This window comes from Peribacillus deserti, assembly GCF_002863585.1.
Lineage (GTDB): Bacteria > Bacillota > Bacilli > Bacillales > DSM-1321 > Paraperibacillus > Paraperibacillus deserti_A.
The window spans coordinates 53,146-66,501 of record NZ_PGUY01000047.1 but is presented as its reverse complement, the minus strand read 5'-3'; the positions used below and the strand labels follow the sequence as shown (position 1 = coordinate 66,501).

The window sequence follows — 13,356 nt, the reverse complement described above, 5'->3', positions numbered from 1 at the left end:
ATGTTTCTCCAGATTGTGTGAATCGTGCTCATCGAATATACTAATCGTTTAATCCCTTTCCATTGAGAATTTGCGGCATATATTTTTCAACCCTTGACACTCGGGTTTTGGATTGTTTGGGTGCAGAAAAATAAAGAATATAAGCTCTTTGCCGTCCCGGAGTCAGTGTATCAAAAGCTTTCTTCAAGGCAGGGAGTTCATCAAATTTATTTTGTAATTCTTCAGGAATTATGTATTCTGCATGCTTTTTAAAATTGACTTCCAAACCGGCTTTTTCAACTTCAATGGCTTCATAAATATAGGCTTTCAAGATGCTTTCCATTTCAACTATTTCTTGAACATTGGTAAACCGAATCTGGCGCGCCGACTGTACATTCTCCGTTTGTTGGATTAGAATCCCATGAGCATCCTGTAACAAGGCACCCTTGTGAAACAGAAGCGCACAATATTCTTTAAATCCATGTATTAAAACGATATTTTTCTTCTCAAATGTATAACAAGGATGCATCCACTTAAATTCTTCGGTCAGCTCGCAGTCAAGAATAATCATTCTCAATTTTTCAGATTCTCCCTGCCACTTTTTCGCCTTACTTAAATATTCATCAACCTTAGGATTCATTCTAGTATTTGTCATCAAGGAACACCCCTTTTCAATTTTTTGATCAGCTTACAATAAAGAATAGTCATTCTAAGTTTCTCCAATTCATTATATCAACTACATAGTTATTATCTCTAATTCATTCAAATAACAATTTTACTTCGTAAAAAAAGAAATTACGGATCTTTTTACTCAAAATACGGTATTAGCAGAATCCGCTGTCCAAAAACAAAATAAAGCATAAACTGTCTCTTGGGACAATTTATGCTTTATATATTTTTCATTCTAAATAAAAAATCCACCCTACAATATGTATGGTGGAGACGGAGGGAGTCGAACCCTCGTCCAGAAACATCGCCACTTAAGCTTCTACGAGTGTAGTCGACATATTGATGTTTCGCTGCTCCATTTGCCTATCGACAGGCGTCCGGGCAGCTAGTCTGGTTGTTCTCTTCCTTCATCCTCAGACGGTGGACTCCGGCGTAGCCTGCTAAATTTGAGTCCGCTACCCTACCACACAGGCGATGGAGGGGCGAACCACTTTAAACTGTTATTAAGCAGCTAAAGCGAAAGAGTTTTGTTGTTTGCCAGTTATAGGCTTTGACGTTTTAACGAGGCCGATCCCCTCGACTCGCAACTTAAGCTCGAACTATCCCTGTCGAATCCGTAGCGTCCCCAGATATAAGAAAGTGACGTACGAGAATAATTCAGCTTAACTGCTTATTCAATTGTAACGTGCTACATAAGTTATTATAGCACGAATCCTGCAAAAATGCTATATCCACATCCTGCCTGAGATTCATGGCTACATCTTCTGGCGGTCGCGGAAAGCACGCTCGATTTCACGCTTGGCCTCTTTCTTCTTAGCGTCCTCACGTTTGTCATATTGTTTTTTACCCTTGCCTAGTCCGATTAAAACCTTAGCAAAACCATTTTTCAAGTATACCTTTAATGGGAGGAGCGCATAGCCCTGCTCTTTTGTTTCTCCAAACAGCTTATCAATTTCTCGTTTGTGAAGCAGCAGCTTCCTTGGCCGTTCGGGATCGTGATTATAGCGGTTCCCCTGCTCATATGGGCTGACGTGCATGCTGTATAAATACATTTCGCCATTTTGGACACGAGCGTACGAATCCTTCAAGTTGACCCTTCCCGCTCTGATTGATTTAATCTCAGTACCCTGCAGAACGATGCCTGCCTCATATGTTTCTTCTATAAAATAATCATGATATGCTTTTTTATTATTTGAAATAAGTTTTCCTGTACCCTTTGGCATAGTTTCTACTCCCCTCGGAAAAAAATCCGTATCTCTATGGTCTATCCAAAAATTGTACCAAAAACAGCCCCTTTCTTCAAACAGGGGTTTCTGGAAGAAAGATTGCCACTGTTTGGGTAAGGCCCCAGCTGTCGAGAAAGTATCGGCGGTCTTTTTGAGTTGGTGTTGATTCATGCTAAGCTTAGGGTCACATATTGTCTGGCAGATAAGCATAAAGGACTCTGGATAAGCATAAAGCATCAAATATAAGCATTGAATGCAGCCAGATAAGCATAGACAAGGAAAACTTAAGCATAAAACCTAAAATCATAAGCATAAACCTTCTAAATATAAGCATAAAACCCATAAATGAAAGCATAAACCAGGCTGCATTAAGTCAATTTTACTAAAATGAGTGGTATATCATCCAAATTCATGCTTTCCTGGCTCCAAAACCCACTGTTTTTTTAAGAAAGGCCACCAAAGTAGCCGGTTTCAGCCTTCATATTAGCGATTTCCACTAAAAAAGTGACTTTATGACCGCCGTCCAAGCCACCACTAAAAAACCAGTCCAAATATAGAAATACAACTGGGAGCCTCTATAAAAGGCTCCCTTTTGCAATTCACCTTATCTCTTTTTCTTTTTACGTTTGGCCGCAGGTGCGTTCTCAAAGAACTTTTTCTTGCGGCGGGGTTTGCTCTCAGCGGATTTTCCAGCTCCAGACTTTTCACCTTTACCGCCCCGGCGCCCTCTTGATCCGCCTTGGCCGCCATTTCCTCTTCCGCCTGTATCATCTTTACGGCGTCCGCCGCCTGTTTTAAAGACTTTTCTTTCTCCAGTCTCATTCTGGCGGTTATTCTTCATCCCGACAATTTCAAAATCAATGGCTCTTTCATCTTTGTTCACGTTTGAAACTCGGATGGTTATTTCATCACCAATACGGAATACTTTGCCGGTACGTTCACCGATCATAGCCAGATGGCGCTCATCGAAGCGGTAATAATCATCATTCATGACACTTACATGGACAAGTCCTTCAATGGTGTTCGAAAGCTCCACAAACATACCAAAGCTGGTTACAGAGCCGATGATTCCATCGTATTCTTCACCAATTTTATCCATCATGAACTCAGCTTTTTTGAGGTCATCTGTTTCCCTCTCAGCGTCGACAGCACGGCGCTCCCTTTCAGAGGTATGCTTCGCAATTTCCGGAAGCACAGCTCCCCACTTGGCTCTTGTGGACGGGTCCAGCTTGCCTTCAATCAGATACGTACGGATTAAGCGATGAACAATCAAATCCGGGTACCGTCGGATTGGAGACGTGAAGTGAGTATAGTAATCGGCTGACAGGCCAAAGTGGCCAAGACTTTCCGGATCATATTTCGCCTGCTGCATCGAACGGAGCATTACAGTCGATATCACCATTTCCTCCGGCTTGCCCTCTACCGCCTCAATTATTTCCTGCAGGGCGCGCGGATGTACGGAATTGGCACTTCCTTTAACGATATAGCCGAAATTTGTAATGAATTCAAAGAAACGCCTTAATTTTTCCTCTTTCGGATCTTCATGGATACGGTATATGAACGGAACGTCCATCCAATGGAAATGTTCGGCGACTGTTTCATTGGCGACAAGCATAAATTCTTCAATCAGCTTTTCAGCCACTGAGCGCTCACGAAGAACGACTTCTGTCGGATGGCCCTCGTCATCCACGAGCACCTTAGCCTCTTTAAAGTCGAAGTCAATCGCACCGCGCTTCATACGTTTGTTCCGTAAAACCTGTGCCAGCTGTTCCATATCTTCGAACATAGGCACAAGAGGCTCATAACGGCTGCGAAGCTCTTCATCTTTATCCACTAATATTCTATTCACATCAGAATACGTCATTCGTTCAGTGGTTTTGATCACACTTTCAAAGATTTCGTGTTTAACAACAGTACCTTCCGCATTAATCTCCATATCACAGGATAAAGTGAAGCGGTTAATCTTCGGATTCAAGGAGCAAATCCCATTGGACAGACGATGGGGAATCATTGGGATAACCCGGTCGACCAAGTAAACGCTTGTACCGCGGTCGGCAGCTTCCACGTCGATTGGAGACCCTTCCGTCACATAATAGCTCACATCGGCAATATGGACTCCCAATTTATAGTTGCCGTTATCCAGGCGTGTCACTGTTACAGCATCATCCAAATCCTTTGCGTCAGCTCCATCAATGGTCACAATCATCTGGTCACGAAGGTCTCGGCGATTTCCGATTTGATCCTCTTCAATGGTATCTGGGACACTATTCGCCTGTTCGATGACCTCTTCAGGGAATGGAACGGCGATTCCATGTTTATGGATAACAGAAAGAATATCGACTCCAGGGTCGTTCTTATGACCAAGGATTTCAATGACTTCTCCTTCTGCACTAAGACCGCCCTGCGGGTAAGATACCAGTTTGACGACAACCTTATGGCCTTCAACCGCTCCCATAGAAGCGCCTTTCGGTATAAAGATATCATTTGCTATTTTTTTATCATCTGCAATCACGAAACCGAAGCTTTTGCTTTCTGTATATGTACCTACGATCTCGTGTATGCCGCGTTCCACGATTTTCTCAATGGTTCCTTCGCGGCGCGAACCTGATTTTTCCTCAGATACACGGGCTAGCACTATGTCGCCATGCATCGCATTTTTTGTTTCACTCGGAGGGATAAAGATATCATCCATTCCAGGCTCATCCGGAACAACGAAGGCAAAGCCCTTCGCATGGCCTGTCAATTTCCCGCGAACCAAATTCATTTTCTCAGGCAGCCCATATCTATTATTCCTCGTTCTTACAACAAGCCCCTTTTCTTCCATATGGACCAGTGCTTTTACAAAATCTTTAAATTCAGAAGAGTCATTTATGCCAAAAGCTTCTTCTAATTCTTGAACCGTTAATGGTTTATAGCTGCTTTCTTTCATATATTCAAGCAGACGTTCTACATGCTGCTGGATTACTTCATCCATCTAAAAATCCCTCCTTATGCGGGGTAACATTAGTCTTGCCAATCTAGGCTTTCTAAAAACTTATACACATCTTCATGAAGCTGTTCTTTTTCTTTATCAAGAGTTATGACATGGCCTGATTCTTCATACCATTTGATGTCTTTATTAACGGACTCTGCTGAATTATAGATGATATTAGCACTGTCTGTATTAATCATGTGGTCATTGCGGGCCTGAACCACGAATAACGGGGCATATATGTGGTCAACATGATCGCGGACGTCTGCTATAAGGTCCTGCAGACCTTTCAAGGTGTTCATCGGTGTTTTACTGAACTCCTGCATCTCCTCTTCTATTTGTTCCGGCGATTTACCTTCTCTCATTTTCCATTCACGGGCGTACTCAAGGACGCCTTTATACATGACTTCCTCACTTTTTATATACATGGGTGCACACATTGGTACGATACCCTTTATAGGTACAGTGTAACCTAATTTCAATGAAAATACGCCGCCCAGCGATAAACCTACAGCAGCAATTTCCTCATATCCTTTACTTTTAAGAAAATCGTATGCTCTCATGACATCCTTCCACCAATCCTTAGGACCTGTGTGGACTAATTCTTCAGGCGGCACTCCATGTCCTTTATAATGAGGAGCATGGCAGGTATAGCCCCGCTTCTCTAAATATCTTCCCAGCATCCTTACATCTGCAGAGTTACCAGTAAATCCATGTAAAAGTAAGACAGCACGTTTACCTCCTTCAAAGGTAAATGGCTGCGGTAATTTAATTCTCATGATTGAAAAGCTCCTTCGTTGATGTTCTCTTATTGTATTATTCCAATTGGGAGCAGTTTTAATGAAACTATTCCCTGATTTGTATATTTCCTTCTATTATAAAGCAATCCTCCACCAGTGGCTCATAAAAGGCTCGGCTCCTATGAATAGCAAAAAACCCGGCTTTTATGCCGGGTTTATCTGTACATATTTTATAGCTGAACATAAGAAACCAGAATAGACAACACAAAAAACAAAACAGCCAATACAATGGTTACACGCTGAAGGATAAGATCCATTCCTCTAGCTTTCTGTTTTCCAAAAAGCTGCTCTGCGCCACCAGAAATGGCACCTGAAAGCCCCGCGCTTTTTCCTGACTGAAGCAATACAACTATGATAAGTGCAATACAATCAATGACTAATAGAGTAACTAATAATGCGTGCACGAGTTCACCTCCTGAATACGACTACAGTATTTTAAATGTACCATAAAGTTTCCATCTCTACAATGGGGCAGTTGTTCGAAGTGGTTATTTATAGGTAATACCTTGTGCCGGCAGGGCCTATTATCCGACTAGCAGATTTTATACATCGCTTTTTAATGGCTTAGGAAAAAACAGCTAACTTTGTCTTTCTTGTGATTCGTTGCACTTAAAGTGCGGATCAGGCGACATAAAGAAACGTCCTTCACAATTGTGATTAGAGAACAAAGTATGATAGGCGAAGAGAAATAGGCTTGTTGAGGGAATCAAGGACAAAACATACTAAAACAGAACTGAATGGCCTTGATCATGCGAATAAAAGGATGAACACAGTAAATCGGAAAGTGAAATTGCCTTCATCAGACAATGAAGGACAAAACACCGTTAATCACAAAGTAAAATGTCCTTCATAGGGAATATAAAATATTTTGTGTAAATGAATAATTCATCTTGTAAACGCTCATAATGTTTAGGGCTCTTACCTATCTAGGGGGATAGGGCAATGCTGGAGAGCACCCCGAGCACCTGACAGGGTTCTGAACAAGAAGAGAGGAGTTCTCTTCTCTTTTTTTGACTTCTTTTGGGAGAAGCAAAGCGTAAAACTCTTGGGACGTAGTCCCAACACACGCCACCTAGTTAAATTGAAGGTGGTTAATTCCCAAGGCGACCCTCAAAAATAATATCAAACTGTGCCTTACATTCTAGCCAATCTGGTATAGGTTTAGTCCATTTATCCGTTACTCCGATAGTGGCTAGATAGACAATTTTTCTCAAGGCATTATCCGTTGGATAAGTATTCTTGGTTTTTGTGACCTTTCTAAGCTGTCTATGAAAACCCTCGACTGTATTGGTTGTATAAATCATCTTTCTAATGATCGGTGGGTAGTGGAAGAAAGCTGTGAGTTCAAGCCAATTTTCTTCCCATGATTTAATAACGGTAGGATATTTTTTCTCCCATAGTTCTTTCAACTTTGCAAAGTTTGACTCGGCCTGTTCCAGTGTGGCAGCTTTATATACTTTCTTCAAATCCCCCATAACCCCAGTACGATCCTTAGTAGCTACATATTTCATATTCGCTCGTAATTGATGGATCACACATAATTGAATGTGCGTTTGAGGAAAAGTAGCAATTATGGCATCAGAAAAGCCGGAAAGCCCGTCTTTACAAGCAATGAGGATGTCTTCGACCCCTCTGCTTTTCAAGTCCGAACAGACACTCAGCCAAAAGCTTGCGCTCTCATTCTCGCCAATCCAAATGCCTAAAATATCCTTTACACCATCCGTATTTATTCCCAAAACAGTATAAGCAGCCTTGCTAATAATCCGATTCTCATGGCGCACCTTAAAATGAATAGCATCTAAATAAACGATCGGATAGACAGCGTCCAAAGGACGGGCTTGCCAGTCATACACAAGAGGTAAAATTTTATCCGTTACCTTACTTACCATGGTTGGAGATACATGAATACCATAAATATCCTGCATATGATCTTCAATATCCCGCGTAGACATTCCTTTAGAATAGAGGGCCAGTATTTGATCTTCCAAACCATTAATGGAAGTTTCATACTTCTTGATAATCTGGGGTTCATAATCGCCTTTTCGATCCCTGGGAATATCTAAGGTGGTGTTTCCAAACTTGGTTTTAATAGTCTTTTTCATATAACCGTTTCGGCTATTGCCTGTGTTATTTCCAGAAATATGATTCTTGGCATATCCAAGGTGGTCCTCAATCTCTGCTTCAAACACTAGTTGAAGAGTTTCCCGGAACAAATCCTTCAACATAAACTGTATATCATCTACTGTCTTACATTCTCTCGCTAAGTCCTTAATTGTCATATCCTTATGCATAAATGATCATCTCCTCATTGGCAATTATAACCATTTACACAGAATAAAATACGTTCTCCCAAAAAAGTCTTCATAAAGCGGATGAAGGACAAAACACCGTTAATCAGATACCAAAAAGGGCTTCATAAGGCGTATGAAAGACAAAACAAAGTAAATCACAAAGTAAAATGTCCTTCATAAGGCACATGAAGGACGAAACATAGTAAAACAGTTAACAAAAAGGTCTTCATAAGGCGGATGAAGGACAAAACATAGTAAAACAATTTACAAAAAGGTCTTCATAAGGCGGATGAAGGACAAAACATAGTAAAACAGATTCCAAAAAGGGCTTCATATGGCGAATGAAGGACAAAACACCGTTAATCAGATACCAAAAAGGGCTTCATTAAGCGGATGAGGGACAAAACACCGTTAATCAGTTACCAAAAAGGGCTTCATAAGGCGTATGAAAGACAAAACAAAGTAAATCACAAAGTAAAATGTCCTTCATAAGGCGCATGAAGGACAAAACATAGTAAATTACAAAGCAAAAGGTCCTTGATAAAGCGCATAAAGGACAAAACATAGTAAATCAGAAAGCGAAATGGCCTCATAAGGAGATTGAGGAACATATCAGTTAGAGAAATGACCTTCACAAAGGCAATAAGATCACCTCCAGGAGTTCCTATAGAGAAACCCTTTCATACAGGCCCAGGGCGGGCATATTGCTGTACTGAGTACAGCAGAAAACAATAATCTGCCAAAAAATATTTCTCCATTCAAGGTTATCCCCTGTATAAATAGGATAATTTTTATATATAGAGAGAATTTGATTAGTTATGAGAGGAGGAGTTCCCATGTATTTGAAGGGTTTGCGCGTTCTAGACAGTATTAATATCCTATTCAGCCTCTTTACCGCCCTCGTTTTATTTATCTATCACAGCATATGGCTGGACGGCCTTTTAATCGCTGCCTCTGCTTTTCTCTTATGGAAGACAAAATACAATAACCGAAAATGGCTCTTGTTTTTAGCGTATTTTATAAGTTCATGGTATTTAGCGAGCATGCTGACTTCGCCCATTGTGCTAGAGACAGTTCATATTCAAGAGTTGCATTTACACCCTCTATGGATTCCAGTAATTGCCTTAGGGATCGGCATAATAGCGGCTTCTTTCCGGTTTGGCACCAGTACCTTGACGTTCATCTGGTTTTCTCTTTTTATAGTAGTTACCATTGCAGCTGTCTATCAAGGGGGCTCTGGCCTGCTTCACCGGTATTGGACAGCTTCCCTGCTGGCAGAGACGATTCATAGGTTTTATCCGTTATTGATTGCAGCAGCGTGTATCGGGGTCTTTTTAGAAAAATTTCAAAAGGCGTTGGTTATCGATTATATCAGTAATAAATAAGCGGCATCTCCAAGGATTGCCCCATTCTATTTTTGTTTTTTGCGCGGATCATGTTTTGTGAAATAAAAGGCACTTATGGCTCCTAAGGAATTGGCTAAGACCCCTACTATCAGATACGAAATTTCGCTATTATCTTTAAATATAAAAAGAGAGGCTGAGAGTACACATATAATAATAAAAGCAAACAAATGCTCAAATTTAATCCGGTTCATATAAAGCTCCTTTCTACTAAATGAACTGAGGACAGGCAGGATACTTTATATTATTCTCTCTATGTATTAAGGGTTCTTGTTTTTGCTATCAGTTATTAAGAGATAAAAAAAAAGGCCCTAAACCTCGTCAGGTTTAGGGCCTTTCATTAATTTTCAATTATCGCTTTAAGTTATAGAAAGATTTTAAGCCTTCATAAACAGCTAGCTCGCCAAGCTCATCTTCGATACGAAGAAGCTGGTTGTATTTCGCAATACGGTCCGTACGTGAAAGTGAACCAGTTTTGATTTGGCCTGCATTTGTAGCAACAGCGATGTCTGCAATTGTTGCATCTTCTGTTTCACCAGAACGGTGGGAAACTACTGCTGTGTAGCCAGCACGCTTAGCCATTTCGATTGCATCAAATGTTTCAGTAAGTGTACCGATTTGGTTCACTTTGATAAGGATAGAGTTACCTACGCCCTGCTCGATACCTTGTGCAAGCTTCTTAGTGTTTGTAACGAATAGATCGTCACCGACTAATTGAATCTTCTTGCCAAGACGATCAGTCAGAAGCTTGTGGCCTTCCCAGTCGTTTTCATCCAAACCATCTTCAATAGATACGATTGGGAACTCATTAACAAGCTCTTCGTAGAAGGCAACCATATCTTCTGAAGATAGACCAGTGCGGCCTTCACCAGCTAGGTCGTATTTGCCTGTTTCTTTGTTAAAGAATTCAGAAGAAGCAACGTCCATTCCAAGAAGAATATCAGTACCTGCTTCATAGCCAGCACCTTTGATCGCTTCAATGATAACTTCTAATGCTTCACGGTTAGAACCAAGGTTTGGAGCAAATCCGCCTTCGTCACCAACTGCAGTGTTTAACCCTCTGCTGCTAAGAACTTTCTTAAGAGAATGGAATACTTCTGCACCCATACGAAGCGCTTCTTTGAATGAAGGAGCCCCAACAGGAAGAATCATGAATTCCTGGAAGTCTACGTTGTTGTCAGCATGAGATCCGCCGTTGATGATGTTCATCATTGGAGTTGGAAGCTGCTTAGCGTTAACTCCTCCAAGGTAACGGTATAAAGGAAGTCCTACAGAGTCTGCACCAGCATGTGCTACAGCCATAGAAACACCAAGAATAGCGTTTGCGCCTAATTTACCTTTGTTTTCAGTGCCGTCAAGAGCGATTAGAGTACGGTCGATTCCAACTTGGTCAGTAACGTCCATACCGATGATTTCATCAGCGATTACGTCGTTAACGTTGGAAACTGCCTGCTGAACCCCTTTACCAAGGTAGCGGGACTTGTCACCATCACGAAGTTCTACAGCTTCGTGTTCTCCAGTGGATGCACCTGAAGGAACGATTGAGCGGCCGAAAAAGCCTGACTCTGTCATAACTTCTACTTCTACTGTTGGGTTACCGCGTGAATCAAGAACTTCTCTTGCGTATACATGTGTAATGAATGGCATTTAAAAACTCTCCTTTGAATTAACATTTTTTATCCCGTACAGGCCGGGTTTTTACTTAATAATAGAATTTCCAGACATCTCTTTAGATTTCTCTAATCCTAATAACTGCAGCATAGTTGGTGCAAGATCACCCAAAATGCCATCTTCCCTTAAGGTCACGCCTTCTTTTGTAACGATAACTGGAACAGGGTTTGTCGTATGGGCTGTCATAGGGTTGCCTTCGAGTGTTACCACTTCGTCTGCATTTCCATGGTCGGCCGTAATGATTGCTGATCCGCCTTTGGATAAAATCAAATCCACAATTTTCCCAAGACATTCGTCCACAGTCTCTATCGCCTTTATTGTAGGCTCTAACATACCGGAATGTCCAACCATATCCGGATTTGCAAAGTTAAGAATAATCGCATCGAAATTATCTTCACTAATTTCCTTCAGCAATGCATCTGTCACTTCGTAAGCGCTCATTTCAGGCTTTAGGTCGTAGGTCGCCACTTTCGGAGAATTGATGAGAATCCGCTTCTCTCCAGGGAACTCCTTCTCACGGCCGCCGCTCATGAAGAACGTAACATGCGGGTATTTTTCCGTTTCAGCTATCCGCAGCTGAGTGCGTCCTGCAGCAGAAATGACTTCACCTAGAGTATTGTCCAGATTGATAGGCTGGAATGCCACATATCCTTTGACTGTTTCAGAAAAATGAGTCAAGCATACAAAGAAAAGATCCTTTGGCGCTTTAGGTCCGCGGTCAAACGCACGGAAGTCTTCATTTGTGAACGTGTTTGAGATTTGGATCGCACGGTCCGGGCGGAAATTATAGAAAATCACCGCATCATTGTCTTGTATAGTCGCTACCGGCTTACCTGTTTTATCCGTAATAACGGAAGGAAGAACGAATTCATCAAAAATTCCGTTTCTATATGAGTCTTCTAAACATTCCATTGCGGAACTGTAAACAGGGCCATCCGCATCGACCATCGCCCGGTATGATTTTTCAACCCGTTCCCAGCGCTTATCTCTGTCCATGGAATAGAAGCGTCCGGATATTGTAGCGATCTTGCCGACGCCAACTTCTTTGATGACTTCCTCTGTCTGCTTAATGAAATCTTCCGCTGATTTTGGAGGAACATCACGGCCATCCAAAATTCCATGAATATACACATTCTCTATTCCTTCTTTAGCAGCAAGTCGCAGGAGTGCAAACATGTGATTAATATGGCTGTGTACACCGCCATCAGAAAGCAGGCCGAACAAATGAAGATTGGTTCCCTTTTGCTTCACATGGTTCATCGCAGAGATGAAGGTTTCGTTATTTTCAAACTCACCTTTGCGGATAGCCAGGTTTACGCGGGTCAAGCTTTGATAGACCGGTCTTCCTGCACCGATATTTAAATGACCTACTTCTGAGTTCCCCATCTGACCTTCAGGAAGGCCCACAGCTTCACCAGAAGCTGTTAAATGTGAGTGCGGAAACTGGTTCCAGAAACGATCAAAATTAGGTTTCTTTGCTTGTGCAACTGCGTTTCCTTTTGTTTCGTTACGGCATGCAAAGCCGTCCAGGATAATCAGCGCTACAGGTGATTTACTCATTCTTTCCACCCTCTAATAATTGAAGGAAAGACTGTGCTTCTAAGCTGGCTCCGCCGACAAGTGCACCATCGATATCAGGCTGGCTCATGTATTCCTTAATGTTGGATGGCTTTACGCTGCCGCCATACTGGATACGGACTGCATCTGCAACATCCTGAGAAAATTCTGAAGCAACAACGGAACGTATGTGGGCACAAACCTCATTAGCATCTTCTGCTGTAGATGATTTCCCGGTTCCGATTGCCCAGATCGGCTCATAAGCGATAACTGTATTTTTCACCTGTTCTGGTGTAAGACCGGTTAATGCTTTTTTCACCTGATTGCCGACAAGCTCGTTAGTTTGTCCGCTTTCGCGCTCTTCAAGAGTTTCACCGCAGCAAACGATTGGAGTCAAATTGTATTTAAAGGCTGAAAGAGCTTTTTTATTCACTGTTTCGTCTGTTTCATTAAACATTTCACGGCGTTCTGAATGACCGATGATGACATATTGAACACCAAGATCTTCTAAAGCAGCCGGGCTGACTTCCCCTGTAAAGGCTCCGTTTTCTTCGAAGTGCATGTTTTGGGCACCGATTTTAAGGTCTCTGCCCTCAGTCAGCTGAACTAATTCATTTAAAAATAACGCTGGCGCACAAATAACAGAATCCACTGATTCCGGAGATGGGATTAAACCCTTTACTTCTTCAACAAAGCTCTTTGCTTCGCCAAGCTTTTTATTCATCTTCCAGTTACCTGCAATAATTGGTTTACGCATATCTTTCACCCTTTCAAGTGCTTTCGTCCCTA

The 13,356-nt window shown here is 41.8% G+C and carries 10 protein-coding genes and 1 other RNA gene; 1 reads left to right on the top strand and 10 read right to left on the bottom strand.

Going from position 1 to position 13,356, the window contains the following annotated elements; translation table 11 throughout:
- Window positions 1–40: 40 nt before the first annotated feature.
- From CUU66_RS15485 to CUU66_RS15455, 7 genes are all read right to left on the bottom strand, one after another.
- Window positions 41–634 carry a YdeI/OmpD-associated family protein gene (locus CUU66_RS15485; RefSeq protein ID WP_101643734.1) on the bottom strand — a complete coding sequence of 198 codons (594 nt, stop codon included), beginning with the start codon at window positions 632–634 and terminating at the stop codon, window positions 41–43.
- 279 nt (window positions 635–913) lie between these two features.
- Window positions 914–1,275: a transfer-messenger RNA gene (gene ssrA / locus CUU66_RS15480) on the bottom strand.
- A gap of 128 nt (window positions 1,276–1,403) precedes the next feature.
- On the bottom strand, window positions 1,404–1,871 hold the full coding sequence (smpB, locus tag CUU66_RS15475; protein WP_101643732.1) for an SsrA-binding protein SmpB: 468 nt from the start codon (window positions 1,869–1,871) through the stop codon (window positions 1,404–1,406).
- Window positions 1,872–2,478: 607 nt separating this feature from the next.
- On the bottom strand, window positions 2,479–4,848 hold the full coding sequence (gene rnr, locus CUU66_RS15470; protein ID WP_101643730.1) for a ribonuclease R: 2,370 nt from the start codon (window positions 4,846–4,848) through the stop codon (window positions 2,479–2,481).
- Window positions 4,849–4,877: 29 nt separating this feature from the next.
- Window positions 4,878–5,624, bottom strand: a complete 747-nt coding sequence (locus tag CUU66_RS15465) for an alpha/beta hydrolase (RefSeq protein ID WP_101643728.1) — start codon at window positions 5,622–5,624, stop codon at window positions 4,878–4,880.
- A gap of 191 nt (window positions 5,625–5,815) precedes the next feature.
- Window positions 5,816–6,049, bottom strand: coding sequence for a preprotein translocase subunit SecG (gene secG, locus CUU66_RS15460; protein WP_101643726.1), 234 nt, complete (start codon window positions 6,047–6,049; stop codon window positions 5,816–5,818).
- Between the two features lie 687 nt (window positions 6,050–6,736).
- Window positions 6,737–7,936 carry an IS256 family transposase gene (locus tag CUU66_RS15455; RefSeq protein WP_101643724.1) on the bottom strand — a complete coding sequence of 400 codons (1,200 nt, stop codon included), beginning with the start codon at window positions 7,934–7,936 and terminating at the stop codon, window positions 6,737–6,739.
- Window positions 7,937–8,772: 836 nt separating this feature from the next.
- Here CUU66_RS15455 and CUU66_RS15450 point away from each other — a divergent pair.
- Window positions 8,773–9,321, top strand: a complete 549-nt coding sequence (locus CUU66_RS15450; RefSeq protein ID WP_101643722.1) for a hypothetical protein — start codon at window positions 8,773–8,775, stop codon at window positions 9,319–9,321.
- A 369-nt stretch (window positions 9,322–9,690) separates the two neighbouring features.
- On the opposite strand, the gene eno is transcribed toward CUU66_RS15450, so the two are convergent.
- From eno to tpiA, 3 genes are read right to left on the bottom strand one after another with little or no spacing between them, the layout of a single operon-like run.
- A complete protein-coding gene (gene eno, locus CUU66_RS15440; protein ID WP_101643718.1) occupies window positions 9,691–10,986 on the bottom strand; it encodes a phosphopyruvate hydratase in 1,296 nt (431 codons plus the stop codon).
- Window positions 10,987–11,037: 51 nt separating this feature from the next.
- Window positions 11,038–12,570 carry a 2,3-bisphosphoglycerate-independent phosphoglycerate mutase gene (gene gpmI, locus CUU66_RS15435; protein ID WP_101643717.1) on the bottom strand — a complete coding sequence of 511 codons (1,533 nt, stop codon included), beginning with the start codon at window positions 12,568–12,570 and terminating at the stop codon, window positions 11,038–11,040.
- Complete coding sequence (gene tpiA, locus CUU66_RS15430) at window positions 12,563–13,324, bottom strand: triose-phosphate isomerase (protein ID WP_101643715.1); 762 nt, start codon at window positions 13,322–13,324, stop codon at window positions 12,563–12,565. Before tpiA ends, gpmI begins: the two co-directional genes overlap by 8 nt.
- Window positions 13,325–13,356 lie beyond the last annotated feature (32 nt).